19 protein-coding genes are annotated in these 15404 nt (G+C 71.4%); 7 read left to right on the forward strand and 12 right to left on the reverse strand.

All coding sequences use genetic code 11. The features are described from left to right. Positions 1-9: 9 nt before the first annotated feature. Entirely contained in the window at positions 10-891 is an 882-nt protein-coding gene (locus tag IL992_RS34610; RefSeq protein ID WP_193207534.1) for an alpha/beta fold hydrolase, read from the reverse strand. A 65-nt stretch (positions 892-956) separates the two neighbouring features. Between IL992_RS34610 and IL992_RS34615 the strand changes: the two genes are divergently transcribed. Next, positions 957-1562 carry a CGNR zinc finger domain-containing protein gene (locus IL992_RS34615; protein ID WP_193207535.1) on the forward strand — a complete coding sequence of 202 codons (606 nt, stop codon included), beginning with the start codon at positions 957-959 and terminating at the stop codon, positions 1560-1562. Between the two features lie 18 nt (positions 1563-1580). Here the strand turns inward: IL992_RS34615 and IL992_RS34620 are convergent, their stop codons facing one another. Continuing rightward, on the reverse strand, positions 1581-3185 hold the full coding sequence (locus tag IL992_RS34620; protein WP_226874290.1) for a DUF2207 domain-containing protein: 1605 nt from the start codon (positions 3183-3185) through the stop codon (positions 1581-1583). 111 nt (positions 3186-3296) lie between these two features. Between IL992_RS34620 and IL992_RS34625 the strand changes: the two genes are divergently transcribed. Both IL992_RS34625 and IL992_RS34630 read left to right on the forward strand, forming a co-directional pair. Next, positions 3297-3713 carry a VOC family protein gene (locus IL992_RS34625; protein WP_193207536.1) on the forward strand — a complete coding sequence of 139 codons (417 nt, stop codon included), beginning with the start codon at positions 3297-3299 and terminating at the stop codon, positions 3711-3713. Between the two features lie 110 nt (positions 3714-3823). Further along, positions 3824-4795: a magnesium transporter CorA family protein gene (locus tag IL992_RS34630; RefSeq protein ID WP_193207537.1), complete on the forward strand. Its 972-nt coding sequence runs from the start codon at positions 3824-3826 to the stop codon at positions 4793-4795. Between the two features lie 7 nt (positions 4796-4802). Here the strand turns inward: IL992_RS34630 and IL992_RS34635 are convergent, their stop codons facing one another. The 5 genes from IL992_RS34635 to IL992_RS34655 all read right to left on the reverse strand — a co-directional run bounded on the left by IL992_RS34635 (position 4803) and on the right by IL992_RS34655 (position 7505). Next, the gene (locus IL992_RS34635; RefSeq protein WP_319019017.1) at positions 4803-5153 is read right to left on the reverse strand and encodes a DUF2516 family protein; all 351 of its coding nucleotides are present in this window, start codon (positions 5151-5153) and stop codon (positions 4803-4805) included. A gap of 206 nt (positions 5154-5359) precedes the next feature. Continuing rightward, positions 5360-5716, reverse strand: coding sequence for a hypothetical protein (locus IL992_RS34640; protein ID WP_193207538.1), 357 nt, complete (start codon positions 5714-5716; stop codon positions 5360-5362). A 3-nt stretch (positions 5717-5719) separates the two neighbouring features. Continuing rightward, positions 5720-6154, reverse strand: a complete 435-nt coding sequence (locus tag IL992_RS34645; protein WP_193207539.1) for a helix-turn-helix domain-containing protein — start codon at positions 6152-6154, stop codon at positions 5720-5722. Positions 6155-6237: 83 nt separating this feature from the next. Further along, on the reverse strand, positions 6238-7152 hold the full coding sequence (locus IL992_RS34650) for a M56 family metallopeptidase (RefSeq protein ID WP_193207540.1): 915 nt from the start codon (positions 7150-7152) through the stop codon (positions 6238-6240). Next, positions 7149-7505: a BlaI/MecI/CopY family transcriptional regulator gene (locus tag IL992_RS34655; protein ID WP_193207541.1), complete on the reverse strand. Its 357-nt coding sequence runs from the start codon at positions 7503-7505 to the stop codon at positions 7149-7151. Before IL992_RS34655 ends, IL992_RS34650 begins: the two co-directional genes overlap by 4 nt. A 51-nt stretch (positions 7506-7556) precedes the next feature. On the opposite strand from IL992_RS34655, the gene IL992_RS34660 reads away from it, so the two are divergent. After that, the gene (locus tag IL992_RS34660; RefSeq protein ID WP_079316188.1) at positions 7557-8075 is read left to right on the forward strand and encodes an O-acetyl-ADP-ribose deacetylase; all 519 of its coding nucleotides are present in this window, start codon (positions 7557-7559) and stop codon (positions 8073-8075) included. A gap of 17 nt (positions 8076-8092) precedes the next feature. Here IL992_RS34660 and IL992_RS34665 read toward each other — a convergent pair whose 3' ends face one another. From IL992_RS34665 to IL992_RS34675, 3 genes are all read right to left on the reverse strand, one after another. Further along, the gene (locus IL992_RS34665; protein WP_193207542.1) at positions 8093-8620 is read right to left on the reverse strand and encodes a GNAT family N-acetyltransferase; all 528 of its coding nucleotides are present in this window, start codon (positions 8618-8620) and stop codon (positions 8093-8095) included. Positions 8621-8633: 13 nt separating this feature from the next. Next, positions 8634-9452 carry a class I SAM-dependent methyltransferase gene (locus IL992_RS34670; protein WP_193207543.1) on the reverse strand — a complete coding sequence of 273 codons (819 nt, stop codon included), beginning with the start codon at positions 9450-9452 and terminating at the stop codon, positions 8634-8636. Positions 9453-9575: 123 nt separating this feature from the next. After that, on the reverse strand, positions 9576-10370 hold the full coding sequence (locus IL992_RS34675) for an SDR family NAD(P)-dependent oxidoreductase (RefSeq protein ID WP_193207646.1): 795 nt from the start codon (positions 10368-10370) through the stop codon (positions 9576-9578). A gap of 130 nt (positions 10371-10500) precedes the next feature. Here IL992_RS34675 and mshA point away from each other — a divergent pair, with 130 nt between their 5' ends. The 3 genes from mshA (at position 10501) to IL992_RS34690 (ending at position 13154) form a co-directional block, all read left to right on the forward strand. Further along, positions 10501-11784, forward strand: coding sequence for a D-inositol-3-phosphate glycosyltransferase (gene mshA, locus IL992_RS34680; RefSeq protein ID WP_319019018.1), 1284 nt, complete (start codon positions 10501-10503; stop codon positions 11782-11784). Positions 11785-11885: 101 nt separating this feature from the next. Beyond that, positions 11886-12371: a type III secretion system chaperone family protein gene (locus IL992_RS34685; protein ID WP_193207545.1), complete on the forward strand. Its 486-nt coding sequence runs from the start codon at positions 11886-11888 to the stop codon at positions 12369-12371. A gap of 39 nt (positions 12372-12410) precedes the next feature. Beyond that, positions 12411-13154 (forward strand): phosphoglyceromutase, encoded by a 744-nt coding sequence (locus IL992_RS34690; protein WP_193207546.1) that lies wholly within the window; start codon positions 12411-12413, stop codon positions 13152-13154. A 52-nt stretch (positions 13155-13206) separates the two neighbouring features. On the opposite strand, the gene IL992_RS34695 is transcribed toward IL992_RS34690, so the two are convergent. Together IL992_RS34695 and phoU are read right to left on the reverse strand one after the other, a co-directional pair. Then, entirely contained in the window at positions 13207-14634 is a 1428-nt protein-coding gene (locus tag IL992_RS34695) for a hypothetical protein (RefSeq protein ID WP_193207547.1), read from the reverse strand. 110 nt (positions 14635-14744) lie between these two features. Then, on the reverse strand, positions 14745-15404 hold the full coding sequence (gene phoU, locus IL992_RS34700; protein WP_193207548.1) for a phosphate signaling complex protein PhoU: 660 nt from the start codon (positions 15402-15404) through the stop codon (positions 14745-14747).

Genomic DNA, 15404 nt, shown 5'->3' on the forward strand with positions numbered 1-15404 from the left:
GGCCGCGGGTCACCTCCACACGCGGTCGAGGAACGCGGCGATCAGGGGAGCGATCTCGGGGAGCCGGTCCTCCAGCGCGAAGTGACCGGTGTCGAGGACGTGCAGTTCGGCGTCGGGCAGGTCGCGCAGGTAGGCGCGGGCCCCGGGCTCGGGGAAGAACATGTCGTCGCGGCCCCAGGTGATCAGCGTCGGCGGCCGGTGCTCGCGCAGCCATGCCTGCCACAGCGGGTAGCGCGCCACGTTGGTGTGGTAGTCGAAGGCCAGCGCCACCTGCGCCTCCTTGCGCCCCGGCAGGTCGAGGAAGTGCTGGTCGAGGGTCCATCCGTCCGGGGCCACCAGCCGGGGATCGGCCGTGCCGCCCTCGTACTGGCCGCGGGTCATCTCCAGCGTCAGCAGCGCCCGCACCCTGTCCTCGTCGCCCTCGACGTCCGGGCGCAGTGCGATGAAGGCGCGGGCGCCGTCCGACAGGCCCTCCTCGTACGCGTTGCCGTTCTGCACGACGAGGCCGGCGATCCACTCGGGGTGCCGGGTCGCCAGCCGGAATCCCACCGGAGCGCCGAAGTCGAAGACGTACATGACGAACCGGGTCAGCCCGAGCCGTTCGACGAAGCCCTCCATCACCTCCGCGAGGTTGTCGAAGCTGTAGGTGAAGCCCGCGGGCGCCTCGGTGTGCCCGAAGCCGGGATAGTCGGGCGCGATCAGCCGATATCGGGCTCCCAGCACGTCGATGAGCCGGCGGAACTGGTGCGACGCGGACGGGAATCCGTGCAGCAGCAGCATCACGGGGGCGTCGTCGCCGCCCTCGTCCGGCACCGACTCGCGGTAGAAGACCCGCACATCCCCGACGTCGATGTGCCGGTGGAGCGTACGCGGAACGGTGAGCGCCGTCATGCCTAATGCCTCCTCGCGGTAACGATGCGCCTAATGTGTCAATCATCGGAGATAGCATTAGAACCGTGATCGATCTCGTTCCGCTGACTGGGGAGCCGCTCGCCCTCGACCTCGTCAACACCCGGCCGCGCACACCGGACGGCCCGGTCGACCTGATCGCCACCGCCGAGGGGCTGCGCGCCTGGCTGGGCCTGCAGGCAGGCCGGCTCGCCGGCGCGCTACCGGAGGACGGGCAGGCGCCGTTGACGGACGACGACCTCGCCGCGGCGGTGAGCGCGGTGCACGACGTGCGTGGGCATGCGGCGGACGCGATCGATCGGGTGCGCCGGGGCCTGCGGCCGCCCGAGGACGCGCTGCGCGGCCTCAACAGCGCGCAGCGTGCGGCGCCCGCCGTCCGCGCGCTGGCCTGGAACGGCGCGGCCGTGACCGCCGTACCGCGCAGGGACGGCCCGCCGGGCGCCAGGCTGTCGGCGGTGCTCGCCGAGGCGGTCGCCGAACTGCTGACCGACCCGGCGGTCACGACCGTGCGGGAGTGCGCGGCCGACGACTGCGTGATGCTGTTCCTGCCCGCCCATCCCCGCCGGCGCTGGTGCTCGGCGGCGCGGTGCGGCAACCGGGCCCGCGTCGCCCGGCACTACCGGCGTCACCGCGCCCCCGACTCCGACTTATAGGGAGCGGAACTGGCGGGCTTATAGGGAGCGGAACTGGCGGGAGGTCGAGATCGCCCCGGAGGTGGTCATGACGAACGTCCGCATAGAGTCGGCGAACCTGGACAGATCCCACTCGGCCGGGCCCTGATACCAGTACAGGTGGTCGGTCTGCCGTCCGTCGCCGTTGAACGCGCTGACCACCCGCGCCCACCGGTCCACGCTGTCGAAGATCACCGCGTACGGCAGGTAGCGGGAGAACAGTTCCACGCGCTGGCCGGCGGGGACGTCGTCGACGCTCGCCCCGGTGAGGTACTCCCGGAACCCGAGCGTGTGTGCCAGGGCCGCGGCGCCCTTGGCCGTCTTGGCCGGCATGTACTGCGCGCCGAAGGCCAGTGCGGCCCCCGCGATGATCAGGGCGAGCCCCAGCAGGCCGTACGTCGTGAACCAGGCGAGCAGGACGGTGGCGACCACCCCGAGCGCGACGACGGCGAGGCCGAGGGTCGTCCAGCGCGACCGGGTGGAGTCGGGCCGCCGGGCGAACCAGCCCTGCGCCACGACGTCCTGATACAACGCGTCGCGCACCGTGGCCAGGCGGGCGGCGAACGATCCGTGCAGCTCCGACAGCAGCACCCGGTCGCGGCCGTCGAAGATCGCGTCGTAGAGGGCGCGCTCGTACGGCAGCAGGTGGCCGATCGGGGCGCCGGGCAGCTTGACCAGGCACCAGTCGGGGGTGTCATAGGTCTGGCGCTGCTGCTCGTCGATCCGCAGGTAGTTGCGCACGGCGAGGTCCACGATGGTCGCGGTCACGTCGACCACGTCGGCCTGCTCGTCGAACAGCGTGCCGATCTGCCCGGGGCGCACGCCGTCCGGAGGAGTGAAGTGCCCACCGCGATGGCCGCTGACCGGGCCCGACTCGCTGCCGACCACGCGGGCGTCGCGGCCCCGCGTCCAGTAGAGCAGCCCCACGCCGCCCAGCAGCAGCACCAGCAGCGCCGCGAGGCATCCGCCGGTCACCGCGTTCAGCGTGAACGCGGTGGACAGCTCGAACCTGCGCTCCAGGATCGGCCGGGCCCCCGTCGCGCCCTTCGGGTAGCCGACGACGACCGTGAGCGTCTGGCCCTCCCCGAGGCCCTGCTGTTCGAACGTGGAGGTGGCGCCGGTCTCCTCCACCGAGGCGCTGGTGCAGGCGATGGCCGAGCTCAGCTCGCCGGCGAAGCAGGACAAATTCTGCACCCGGCCAGGGCCGGTCACGGTGACGACCGCGTCCTGCACGGGACCGGACACCGCGAACCACCGCAGTTCCTCGCCCGATGCCGTCGGTGTCACGGCGCCGGTCACGTCGTACTCCACCGTGCCCTTGAACGTCAGGGTCTCCCCGTCGTACGAGCCGCCCTTGACGTTGGAGATGCGGTAGACGCGGTCGTGGCCGTCGTCGTAGCGGGTCCGGGTGAGCGGCGTGCGCCGCACCGTCTCGCCGGCGGGGGCGACCGTCTCCTTCACATGGAGCACGCCGTTCTCGCGGAGCTCCATCGTCACCTCGTCCTTCGCCAAAGGCGCGGAAGCCGCGGTGACGGCGTGCGCGGGGGAGGCGGCGAGGACGGCGAGCAGTGCCGCCAGTCCGAGCCGGCGCGCGAGATCCACCATGAGCCGCAACCCTATCGGTCCCGGTGCTCCAACCGCAGATCGGATGCGGGCCGCCGGACCGGTCAGGAATCGAGAAGCGTGGGAAACGCCGCCGGCCGTAGCGTCATCGGTATGGAACTCACCCTTCACTACTGCTACATCACGGTCGACGACGGCGACGCGGCGCTCGCCTTCTACCGGGACGTGCTCGGCCTCGAACTACGCAACGACGTCGGGTATGAGGGCGCCCGCTGGCTGACCATGGGCCCGGCGTCGCAGCCGGACGTCAACATCGTCCTCGAGACCGTCAACGCCGACCCGACCGCCTCCCCGGAGGACCGCGCGGCGCTGAGCGACCTGCTCGCGAAGGGCAGGCTGCGTGCCGTCGTCTTCGCCACACCGGACTGCGACGCCACCTTCGAGAAGATCCGCGAGTCCGGCGCCGAGGTCCTGCAGGAGCCGATCGACCAGCCGTACGGCGTCCGGGACTGCGCCTTCCGCGACCCCGCGGGCAACATGATCCGCTTCCAGCAGCTCGGCAAGGGCTGACGCTCGGCACCGCCGGTGGCCGGTGCCGTGCGAGACGGGGGCGTCCTCCCGCATGACCCGGGAGGGCGCCCCCTTCGGCGTGGCTCGCCGGATGGGTAGGGTGACCGTCCATGGGACACACCCGGTTGTACCGGAACGGAACCCTGGAGGCGGAGGGCTTTCCGGTCGCCGACGTCTCCGAGCACGTCAAGGACCCGTCGGCGGTGGTGTGGTTCGACATGTGCGCCCCCACCGAGGAGGACCTCCACGCCATCAGCGAGGAGCTGGGACTGCACGCCCTGGCGGTGGAGGACGCGCTGCAGCACCGGCAGCGGCCCAAGCTCGACGTCTACGACAGCCACATGTTCCTCAGCGTCTACGCGGCGGCCTTCGACAGCGAGTCCGGCCAGGTGCGGATCGCCCCTGCCACCGCCTTCATCACGAAGAACGCGCTGGTCACCGTACGCCAGTCGGACGACTTCTCCATCGATGAGGTGGTCCGGCGCTGGGACGAGGGGGCGGCCCTGGCCCGGCACGGCGTCGCGTTCCTGCTGCACGGCCTGCTCGACTACGTGGTGGACAGCCACTTCGACACCGTCGAGGCCATGGACGAGCAGGTCGAGGACCTGGAGGGGACGGTGTTCGGCGACCGGCCGGTCGGCCCGGAGGACCAGCGGCGCACGTTCGAGCTGCGCAAGAGCCTGGTCACGCTGCGCCGGATCGTGATGCCCATGCGGGAGGCCGTGAACACGCTCCTGCGCCGCAACGGCCTGAGCGGTGACGGCGAGATGACGCCGTACTTCCAGGACGTGTACGACCAGGTGCTGCGGGCCACGGAGTGGACGGAGTCGCTGCGCGACCTGGTCAGCAACATCCGCGAGACGCACCTGACCATGCAGAGCAACCGGATGAACCTCATCATGAAGCGGGTGACGAGCTGGGCCGCGATCATCGCGGTGCCCACCCTCATCACCGGCTTCTACGGCCAGAACGTCCCGTTCCCCGGCTTCGGGCACTCATTGGGCTTCTGGACGTCCACCGTGCTGATCGTCGTCGCCTCTGCCGCGCTCTACCGGGTGTTCCGGGCCCGCGACTGGCTCTGACGGCGGGTCACCACGGCCCGTACGGCCCCTGGTTGCCGCCGCCCCGGTAGCCGTTGACCGCGGGCTTCACGTCGGCGAGGTAGATGCCCGCCGCGATGACGGCGGCGATCGTGAAGATGTTGGGCAGCCCCATGCCCATGCCGAGGTAGTTGATCGCGGCGGCGAAGGTGAACAGCGTCGCGAGGCCGAGGATGATCAGCCAGAGCTGCTTGGTCTGCTTGCCGGCCGCGGGGAAGGCGCGTGCGGGGATCCGCAGGGCGTGCACCAGCGCCCAGCCGGACAACACGAAGGCCCCGACGGAAAGCAGCCAGAAGATGATGTCGAGGATGCCGTACAGCCCGAACATGGACTCTCCCACACGGTCACAGTCGCTGACGCCCCCAGACTAATGGGCGGCGCCGACACGTGGCGCGGGCGCCGAAGGCCGGGCTCCGCGAACGTCCAAAGCGCCGCGCCGCGGATCCGCCGGGGGCCCGTGAACGGCGGCGGCCCGTGAACGGCGGCGGCCCGCCTCCCCCGGAGAGAAGGCGGGCCGCCGCCGTGTCGATCGCGTGTGGCCTGCGATCAGCCCTGGGTCGTGGCGCGGGCGCGACCGGTCCGCTTGGCGGTGGTCTCGGCGGCGATCGCCGGCTCGGCGGTCTCCGAGACCTCCGTCAGCTCCAGCGCGGCCTCGCCGCTCACCCGGCTGACCACCTTGCGGCCGCGGGTGGCCAGGTCGTCGTACAGCCGGTTGAACCGGGCGGCGGCGGCGTCCGCGTAGCCCTTCGCCTTCTCCGGCAGCTCGCGCGCGACGATCTCCGCCTTGTCCTGCACGGTGGAGGCGTAGGCGCGGGCCTTCTCCACGGCGAAGTCGCCGGCGCCCGTGAGCGCGTAGAACGGCTTGGACTCCGTGATCTTCTTGGCCTGGGTCGTGATGGTCATGGGCTATCCTTCCTTCGAATCCGGTGTAATGCCGTCGCGCGGGAGAACCGGGTCGTCCCCGAGATGCTCAGCCGATTGCGGCGGCTGGGCGGTGTCGGCCCGGTTCTCCTTGCGGAACGACTCGTAGATGTCGATCAGCACCTGGCGTTGCCGCCCGGTGAGTGTGACGTCGGCCCGGATCGCGGTCAGCACGTCGCTGTGCGGTTCGCGGTCCTCGATGAGGCCGGCCTGGACGTAGAGCGCCTGGGCGGAGATGTGCAGACCCTTCGCGATCTGGTTCAGGATCTCCGCGCTCGGCTTGCGCAGGCCCCGTTCCACCTGGCTCAGGTAAGGGTTGGACACCCCGGCCTGCGCGGCGAGCTGACGAAGCGAGATCTTCGCCTGCTGCCGCTGCTGGCGGATGTACTCACCGAGCGAGGCGACCTTGGGCAGTTCCATACCCCCAGTCTGCCTCGCACTGCTTGCAATTGCAAACTCGGCGGATAATTACAGCTAGCACCATGGTTCGGCAAGGAAACGGTTCAGCCAGGTAGCAGCCAAAGCAGCGGGGCGCTGGTGGCGAGCACCACCGATCCGGCCAGGATCAGGAAGCGGTGGGCGGCCGGAAGCGCGACCTCTGGCCGTACGAGCCGGTCGACCCGGGCCATCACGCTGGACGGCGCGGACACGCCGAGCGCTCCTTGCGGCGTGGGCAGCGCGGCCGAGGTGCCGAAGCGCAGCAGGGCGGTGGCCAGCCTGCGGGGGCAGCACCGCTGCCGGGCGCGGTCGTCGGCGGCCATCTCGACCAGCAACTCGACCGATGCCTGCGCGTCGCGGACCAGCTTCGACCACGGCAGCGCGCGGCGCAGCGCGGCGAATGGCAGCAGCACCAGGTCGTGACGCTCGCGCACGTGGGCGGCCTCGTGCGCCAGCACGGCCTCCAGTTCCGCGGACGACAGCAGGTGCAGCGTCCCGTCGCTGATGACGACCTGCGACTTGAGCCCCGGCAGGCAGTAGGCGGCGGCCCCGGGGAAGTCGACCACCCGGACGCCGGGCACGGCCGGCTCGTCCCTGGCGACCAGCGCGAGCAGGAGCCGGTGCCGGCGGCGGGCACGCAGTGTCTGCGCCCCGGCCGCGAGGGGCAGGGCCACCAGCACCGCGAGCAGCGACAGGCCCGCGACCAGCGCGGCCAGTCGGAGGTAGTCGTACGGCTGGCGCACGCCGAACTCAACGCTCAGCAGGAACTCCGCGAGCCCGTGCACGACGCCCTTGCGGTAGGGGTCGAGCGCGAAGGCGAGCAGGGCGCCGGTGGAGGCGAGCCCCCAGGTCAGCCCGAGCGACTGCCACAGCAGGATCGCCGTGCGCGGGGCGCGCCAGGTCCAGCGCGCGAACGTCAGCCGCCACGCGGCCACCGCGCAGATCGTCGCGAGCGCCGCTAAGACCGCCGCCGCGATCACTCTTCCTCCAGCTCCGTGAGGGCTTTCAGCAGGATCTCGGCCTCCGATCCGGAGACCGCGCGGGCGAAGCGGGTCAGCGCCGCGTCACGGTCGCCGGTCAGGTCCAGGGCCTCGAGCATCAGCTCGGCGACGTACGCGTCACGACTCGCGGCGGGCTGGTAGCGCCAGGCGCGGCCGTCACGGGTGCGGGTGAGGAAGCCCTTGCGGGCGAGCCGGTCGAGCACGGTCATCACGGTCGTCGGCGCGAGGTCGCGGTCCTCGATGAGGCGTCCTACCTCGCGGGCCGTGAGCGGGACATTCTCCGCCCAGAGGATGTCCATGATGCTGCGTTCAAGCTCTCCCAGTCCCTTCACGTCTTTCAGCCTACCCGGGGTAGTACTACGTCCTGTAGAGAGGTGGGAAGCATGAAAATCGTTCTGGTCGAGGGAGACATCACCGAGCAGCGGGTGGACGCGATCGTCAACGCGGCCAACTCCTCGCTCATGGGCGGCGGAGGGGTGGACGGCGCCATCCACCGGCGCGGCGGCCCCGAGATCCTCGAGGAGTGCCGGGCGCTGCGCGCCTCCCGCTACGGGAGGGGACTGCCGACCGGGCAGGCGGTCGCGACCACCGCGGGGCGCCTGCCCGCGCGATGGGTGATCCACACGGTCGGGCCCGTGTACTCGCGGAGCGAGGACCGATCCCATCTGCTCGCCTCCTGCTATCGGGAGTCGCTCGTCGTCGCCGACGCGCTGGGCGCCGGCACGGTGGCGTTCCCCGCGATCTCCACGGGGATCTACCGGTGGCCGGTCGAGGACGCCGCCCGCATCGCGATCACCGCGGTGCGGCAGGCGGCCCCCGTCGTGGTGGAAGAGGTGCGCTTCGTGCTGTTCAACACCGCAGCCTATGCGGTGTTCGAGTCGGCCCTACGGGACATCGGATAAGCATTCGCCCAAAACTTTCACAGCCATTTGAGCATGTAGATCTCGTCGCGGTCGTCACCGGGGGTCACCCGGATCGAGCGGGGCACCCGGCCGACCTCTCGGTAGCCCACGCTCGCGTAGAAGCGGTCGACCCCGGTGCCGCCGCGGCAGGTGAGTTGCAACGCCTCCAGTCCGAGCGACCTGGCGGCGTCGTCGGCGGCGAGCAGCAGCGCCCTGCCGTACCCCCTGCCCTGGTGCTTGGGGTGCACCATGACCCGCAGCAGCCATCGCCAGTGCGCCCGCAGGCCCGAGCCGTTGTCGCCCAGGATGAGCCAGGCGCCCGCCGCGCCGTCGTCGCCGAACCCGACGAGGAGGCTGTCGGGGGCGCCGGGACCGGCGGCCGGGCGGGTGCGGGCGAACGCCCTCTGCGCCGTCGGCCTGATGTCGTCCGGCGTCACGGGAGGCACGAAGCCCACCGCGCCGCCCGCGTTGGTCACCTCCGCCCAGCAGCTCAGGAGCTCCTCGAAGAGCTCGGGGGTCATCTCCGGGTCGAGGACGAAACGCATGGCCCGGACGTTATCAACCGCCGGGAGAGACGCTGCTCCAGGGCAGGGTGAGCTCGCCGAGCCGCCAGCGGCCGGTGCCGCCGGTCGGCGGGGTCGCCTCCACCGGCCAGTCGCGCGCCAGCAGCTCGGCCGCCCTGATCCAGCGCTGCCGCGTGCCGTACGCGCCGAAGGAGGCGCAGGTCGCCCAGGCGCGGTCCCAGTCCGTCAGGAACGCGTGGATCCGCTCGCCCGGGACGTTGCGGTGGATCAGCGTCTTGGGCAGGCGTTCTGCCAGGTCGGAGGGGCGCTCGAAGCCGGTGAACCGGGCCGCGAAGGTGAGCGTGCGCGGTCCCTCCGCGCCGAGCGCCACCCAGGTCGCCCGGTGGCCGATCTCCGAGCAGGTGCCCTCGACCAGCACGCCCGTGGGGTGCAGGCCGGCCCGCAGCCGGTCCCAGTGCTCCCACGCCTCCGCCTCGCCGTACTGCCGCAGCACGTTGAAGGCGCGCACGATTATCGGCGGGCGGGGGACCGGCAGCTCGAAGCCGCCCCTGACGAACGACAGCCCCTCCCGCTCGTACGGCTTGGCCGCCGCGACCCGCTCGGGGGCGATTTCCACGCCCACCACCTCGACCGTGGGGCAGACCCGGCGCAGCCGTGTGAACAGTTCGGTCGTCGTGGTGTGGGACGCGCCGTAGCCGAGGTCCACCACCAATGGCGCGGCCCCCGCGCGGGCCGAGCGCAGCAGCGGGCCGTACACGGCGGCGATCCAGCGGTCGCAGCGGCGCAGCCGGTTGTGCCCGGTGGTGCCGCGCGTGACCGTCCCGACGGGCCGGCCCGGGCGCACCGGCCTCATGTCCCCGCGCTCATGTCATCGCGCTCATGTCATCGCGCTCATGTCATCGCGCTCATGTCATCGCGCTCATGTCACCGCGCTCATGTCACCGCGCTCATGTCACCGCGCTTATTCACCCGGCGCTCATTTGCCCGGCGCGACCCGGTGCACCTTGTGCTGGGCGGCCTGCGCGCGGGGCCGGACGACCAGCCTGTCGATGTTCACGTGCGACGGGCGGGTCACGGCGAAGGCGATCACGTCGGCCACGTCGTCCGCGCTCAGCGGGTCGGGGACGCCCTCGTACACCTTGGCGGCCCGCTCGGCGTCGCCGCGGAAGCGGGTCACGGCGAACTCCTCGGTCATCACCATGCCCGGCGCGATCTCGACGACCCGCACCGGGTCGCCGCACAGCTCCAGGCGGAGGGTCTCGGTCATCGAGGTCTGGGCGTGCTTGGCCGCGCAGTAGCCGCCGCCCCCCTCGTACGACACAAGACCGGCCGTCGAGGTGAGCATCACCAGCACGCCGTCCCCCGACGCGATGAGCTTCGGCAGCAGGGCCCTGGTCATTCGCAGGGACCCGAGCACGTTCACGTCGTACATCCGCTGCCAGTCGTCCACCCGGCCCTCGGCCACCGGCTCGAGCCCGAACGCACCGCCCGCGTTGTTCACCAGGACGTCGCAGCGGTCCAGCGAGGCCGCCAGCGCGTCCACCGACGCCTGGTCGGTCACGTCCAGCGTCGCCGGGTGCACGCCGGGCACCTCGGCCGCCAGCTTGTCGAGCCGGTCGCGCCGTCGTGCCGCCGCCACGACCCGGTATCCCTCGGCGGCGAGCCGGCGAGCCGTCGCCTCGCCGATGCCGCTGCTCGCGCCGGTAACCACCGCGGTCCTGGTCCTCGCGGGATCGGTCACTGCGGGATCGGTCACTGCGGGATTGGTCATCGTCACCGCCATCGTCCTTCCACATCGCCCAGGTCGGCAGGCGACATCCTCTCAGGGCCCCCCGATCTCACCGATGTCGGGGAATCCAGTGATGATTTTGGTGGTTATAAAGCCTTCGGAGGTGGTTCGGGTGTCGGTGTTACGGCGTCGGGTCAACCGCGTCGCGACCATCAGCGTGCACACGTCCCCGCTGGACCAGCCGGGCACCGGGGACGCGGGCGGCATGAACGTCTACATCCTCGAGGTCGCCAAGCGTCTCGCGGCGCTGGGCATCGAGGTGGAGATCTTCACCAGGCGCACCGCCCGCGACCTGCCTCCGGTCGCCGAGCTGAGCCCCGGCGTCCTCGTGCGTCACGTCACCGCGGGGCCGTACGAGGAGCTCGACCGCGCCGACCTCCCCGGGCAGCTGTGCGGCTTCCTGTCCGGTGTGCTGCGCACCGAGGCGATGTACGACCCCGGCAGGTACGACGTCATCCACTCGCACTACTGGCTGTCGGGCCAGGTGGGCTGGCTGGCCAAGGAACGCTGGGGCGTGCCGCTCGTGCACACCATGCACACCATGGCCAAGGTGAAGAACGCGCTGCTCGCCGAGGGCGACAAGCCCGAGCCGGCGATGCGCGTGCTCGGCGAGGAGCAGGTCGTGGAGGTCGCCGACCGCCTGGTCGCCAACACCGCCGCCGAGGCCGAGGAGCTGATCAGCCTGTACGGCGCGCCGCGCGAGCGGGTGGCGGTCGTCAACCCGGGCGTGAACCTCGCGGTCTTCCAGCCCGCGTCCAAGGGCGCCGCGCGCCACCGTCTCGGCCTGCCGCAGGACGCCCACGTGCTGCTGTTCGTGGGTCGCATCCAGCCGCTCAAGGCCCCCGACGTGCTGCTCAGGGCCGCCGCCCGGATGCTCGTGGAGGACCCCTCGCTGCGGTCGCGGCTCGTCGTGGCCTGCGTGGGCGGGCCCAGCGGCAACGGCCTCGCCCATCCCTCCCTGCTCAGCGACCTCGCCGCCGAGCTGGGCATCGCCGACGTCGTACGGCTCGCGCCGCCCGCGCCGCAGCCGGAGCTGGCCGACTGGTATCGGGCCGCCGACGTGACCGTGGTGCCCTCGTACAACGAGTCGTTCGGGCTGGTCGCGCTGGAGTCGCAGGCGTGCGGCACGCCGGTTGTCGCGGCGGCGGTCGGCGGCCTGCGCACGGCCGTCAAGGACGGCGTGTCCGGCGTGCTGGTGGCGGGACACGACCCGCACGACTGGGCGCGCGAGCTCGCCCTGCTGGCCCGGCGCCCGGACCGGCTCGCCGAACTGGCCGCGGGCGCCGTGCAGCACGCCACGGGCTTCGGCTGGTCGGCGACCGCCGCCCGGCTGGCCGACGTGTACGCCGGCGCCATGGCCCAGCTCCACCGGACCCCCATCGCGGTCAACTCGTAGGAGTGTTGAAAAGGGCTGCCCGTTGTGAGCGTGGGGCGAGGCGCCGCCTGGGCCACGCGCAGCAGGGCATGGCTTTCGAAACACGACTTAGGGTGGGGCGTATGAGACCGGATCTGGAAGCGGTCATCGCGTCGGCGCTGGAGTCCGCCGAGCTGTCCTATGAGCGGCCGAAGCCGGGCGCGTTCCTGGTCAAGCTGCCGGGCCAGCACAAGCTCGCCACGCTGACCTGGCTCGTCATCGGCGACCAGGCGCTCAACATCGAGGCGTTCTTCTGCCGGCAGCCCGACGAGAACCATGCCGAGTTCTACCGCTGGCTGCTCCACAAGAACGGCTCGATGTACGGCGTCCACTTCGCCGTCGACGCCACGGGCGACGTGCACCTGGTCGGCCGGCTGCCGCTGGACGCGGTGACCGAGGAGGAGATCGACCGGGTCCTCGGCTGCGTCCTCACCTACTCCGACGAGTCGTTCGACCGCGCACTCGAGCTGGGCTTCGCGACGTCCATCAGGCGCGAGTGGGAGTGGCGGGTCAAGCGCGGCGAGTCGCTGGCCAACCTCCGGGCCTTCGCCCGGGTGGTCGAGTCCTGACCAACGGGACGTCTGCCGCACGCCGATAGGATTGGCAGCATGGCGACTTTGGTGCTGCTGCGGCACGGCGAGAGCGAATGGAATGTCAAAGGCCTGTTCACCGGCTGGGTGGACGTCACACTCTCGCCGACCGGCGAGGAGGAGGCGCGGCGCGGCGGTCAGCTGCTCCTGGAGGCCGGCATCCGGCCCGACGTGGTGCACACCTCGGTGCTCACCCGGGCCATCAAGACCGCCAACATCGCGCTTGAGGCGGCCGATCTGCTGTGGCTGCCGGTCAAGCGCTCGTGGCGGCTGAACGAGCGCCACTACGGCGCGCTCCAGGGCAAGGACAAGGCCCAGACCCGCGCCGAGTTCGGCGACGAGCAGTTCATGCTGTGGCGCCGGTCCTACGACGTGCCGCCGCCGCCGATCGCCGACGACGACGAGTACTCCCAGCTCGGCGACGGCCGCTACTCCCTGCTCCCCTCGGAGCTGGTGCCGCGCACGGAGTGCCTCAAGGACGTCGTCGTGCGCATGCTGCCGTACTGGTACGACGAGATCGTCCCCGACCTGGCGGCCGGTCGCGACGTGCTCGTGGTGGCGCACGGCAACTCCCTGCGCGCGCTGGTCAAGCACCTGGAGGGCATCAGCGACGCCGACATCGCGGGCCTGAACATCCCCACCGGCATTCCGCTGCGCTACGAGCTGGACGCCGACTTCCGTCCGGTCGGCAAGGGCGAGTACCTCGACCCCGAGGCCGCCAAGGCCGCCATCGAGGCCGTCGCCAACCAGGGCAAGAAGTAACCCTCGCACCTGTCCCGCAGGCCGCGCCTCTTACCAGGGGCGCGGCCTTCGGTCATTTGTAGACGGCGGGCTTGTTCGCCGTGCCGGGGAACACCATGACCAGGAGTTCGACGGCGCCGTCCGGGGGATCGGGCACCTGGGTCACGAGGTTGCGGCCGCGCAGGTGGACCCTGACGCGGTACGAGCCCGGGCCACGTGTGGTGAGCCCCTGCAGTGTCGGTCCTTCACCGCCGTGCAGCTCCAGGGACCCGGACGGGCTCTCGTACGCGACCTCGACCACCTCCTCCCAGCCGCTGGTCTCCAGCGGCGGGCGCCGGGGGTAGGACTCGACGGTCACACAGGCGTGGCCGATCTCGTCGGCCGCCCAGATCGCCAGCGTGCCCCGGCCGCTGCCCACCAGGTCTTCCACCAGGTCCGGAGGATCGCCCTCGTAGCCTTCCTCCCGGCCCTCGATGGTCGAGAACTCGGTCCACAAGGTGGCCCGGCGCTGCCGTACGGGCCTGATCTGCGGCCGGTGCCGGGGATGCGCCGCACAGGCCCGCTCCTTCTGGGCGACGTACGCGTCCGACTCCGCCTGGCGCCGCTCTTCCTCCGCCTGCCGCGAGCGGGCCACGGCCGGGCACAGGCTCGGCAGCGCGATCGCCAGGGACGCCTGCGGGGCCTCTTGGACGACCCGCGCGCCGATGTCGCCCCCGTGCCGGGTCGCCAGCGCGCACAGGTGGCGCCCCTGATCCAGGACGGCCTGGTCGGAAACCTCGTTCCATTCCTCCAGGCCCGAGCCGTACCGGTGGTCGTACCGGACCGCGCAGAGGAAGCGTTTGTCCGCCTCGCTCAGCCCTTTGACGGTGCCGTCGCCGAATCCGGAGCAGCCCAGTTCCCACTGCGCGCTCACCTTCCCGGGTGGGGCCGACGCCGCCGGGAGCAGGACGACCGCGGTCGCCGCCAGGACGGCTGCCGTCGTACGGACTATCGGGCCCCGGCGTACGAACACACGCCGGGGAGCGCGTACGGCGAGCAGGACGAGGAACGGCGGAAGGCAGTCGTAGAGTCCCCGTCCGATCTGCCAGGAAAACAGCTCGGGCGGCCCCCACGCGTCCAGACAGGCGGGGCCGAGCGCCGCGTCGAGGGTGGGGAGCAGGAAGTCGGGAAGGTTGAGGACGAGCAGAACGACGGCGACGCAACGGCCGATGATCCTGCCCGGTCCGGCTCGCCCGCTCCGGAGGCTCAGGCCCCAGCCCGCGAACCCCAGGACGATCAACGGGGCTCCGCCGTACGAGAAGAGGGGAAAGTCGCTGATCAGGTATGTCCGGGAGTGGACCTGATCATAGATGTCCCAGCCGAGGCAGGAGCCCCAGTACGTCGATATGTAGCTCCGGCTGCCGTAGTCGCCGGCCAGGATCGACACGACCCAGAAGTAAAGGGTGGGAGCCACCGCGGTCAGCGCGGCCGCCGCCCAGAGCACCCATGATCGTCTCGGCACGAGAGCGAAGACTATTCGGCACGTGCGACAAACCCGGCAACGTGCGAGGGGCGCGCGAAAGCCCCGGCCCCCCGAGGACCGGGGCTTCCGCGCCCCCGTTTGCCGCCGCGTCAGCCGGCGAGGGCGTCCGCGTCGCGCGTACCCGTGACGAGGTACACGACGTCGCGGGCGACGCGTACGGCGTGGTCGGCGTACCGCTCGTAGTAGCGGCCGGCCAGTGTGATGTCGATGGCGGCCTCGATGCCGTGCTCCCAGTCCTTCGAGAGCAGGACGCGGAACAGCCGGCGGTGACGACGGTCCATCGCGTCGTCGTCGTCCTCCAGCTCCTTCGCGAGATCGATGTCCCGGGAGGCGATGCAACTGCCCGCCTTGGTGATCAGGTTCTCGGCGATGGCGCCCATCTCCACGAACGTGTCACGCAGCTCCGCCGGGATGGCGGACTCGGGGTGGCGCATCCGGGCGAGCTTGGCGATGTGCTCGGCCAGGTCGCCCATACGCTCCAGGTCGGCGGCCATTCGCAGGGCGGTGATGACGGTACGCAGGTCGACCGCCACCGGCTGCTGCGTGGCCATCAGCTCGAAGATCGAGGCCTCCAGCTCCTGGTGCAGCCGGTCGACCTCGGCGTCCTGGGAGATGACGCTCTCCGCAAGCTGCAGGTCGGCGTCGAGCAGGGCGGTCGTCCCCCTCGACATGGCCGACCGCACCAGGCGGGTCATCTCCACCAGGCGGTCGGTCAGGGCCGCAAGCTCTTCGTGATAGGCGTCGCGCAT

The sequence above is a fragment of the Microbispora sitophila genome, from assembly GCF_014892245.1.
In the GTDB taxonomy this organism is placed as follows: domain Bacteria; phylum Actinomycetota; class Actinomycetes; order Streptosporangiales; family Streptosporangiaceae; genus Microbispora; species Microbispora siamensis.

What these genes read in the sequence shown, in the direction of transcription:
- IL992_RS34640 (WP_193207538.1), bottom strand. Translation starts at nt 5,716, where the DNA reads ATGACCATCACGACCCAGGCCAAGAAGATCACGGAGTCCAAGCCGTTC.
- IL992_RS34670 (WP_193207543.1), bottom strand. Translation starts at nt 9,452, where the DNA reads ATGAGGCCGGTGCGCCCGGGCCGGCCCGTCGGGACGGTCACGCGCGGC.
- IL992_RS34645 (WP_193207539.1), bottom strand. Translation starts at nt 6,154, where the DNA reads ATGGAACTGCCCAAGGTCGCCTCGCTCGGTGAGTACATCCGCCAGCAG.
- IL992_RS34660 (WP_079316188.1), top strand. Translation starts at nt 7,557, where the DNA reads ATGAAAATCGTTCTGGTCGAGGGAGACATCACCGAGCAGCGGGTGGAC.
- IL992_RS34690 (WP_193207546.1), top strand. Translation starts at nt 12,411, where the DNA reads ATGGCGACTTTGGTGCTGCTGCGGCACGGCGAGAGCGAATGGAATGTC.
- IL992_RS34620 (WP_226874290.1), bottom strand. Translation starts at nt 3,185, where the DNA reads ATGGTGGATCTCGCGCGCCGGCTCGGACTGGCGGCACTGCTCGCCGTC.
- phoU (WP_193207548.1), bottom strand. Translation starts at nt 15,404, where the DNA reads ATGCGCGACGCCTATCACGAAGAGCTTGCGGCCCTGACCGACCGCCTG.
- IL992_RS34675 (WP_193207646.1), bottom strand. Translation starts at nt 10,370, where the DNA reads ATGACCAATCCCGCAGTGACCGATCCCGCAGTGACCGATCCCGCGAGG.
- IL992_RS34665 (WP_193207542.1), bottom strand. Translation starts at nt 8,620, where the DNA reads ATGCGTTTCGTCCTCGACCCGGAGATGACCCCCGAGCTCTTCGAGGAG.
- IL992_RS34610 (WP_193207534.1), bottom strand. Translation starts at nt 891, where the DNA reads ATGACGGCGCTCACCGTTCCGCGTACGCTCCACCGGCACATCGACGTC.
- IL992_RS34630 (WP_193207537.1), top strand. Translation starts at nt 3,824, where the DNA reads ATGGGACACACCCGGTTGTACCGGAACGGAACCCTGGAGGCGGAGGGC.
- IL992_RS34685 (WP_193207545.1), top strand. Translation starts at nt 11,886, where the DNA reads ATGAGACCGGATCTGGAAGCGGTCATCGCGTCGGCGCTGGAGTCCGCC.
- IL992_RS34625 (WP_193207536.1), top strand. Translation starts at nt 3,297, where the DNA reads ATGGAACTCACCCTTCACTACTGCTACATCACGGTCGACGACGGCGAC.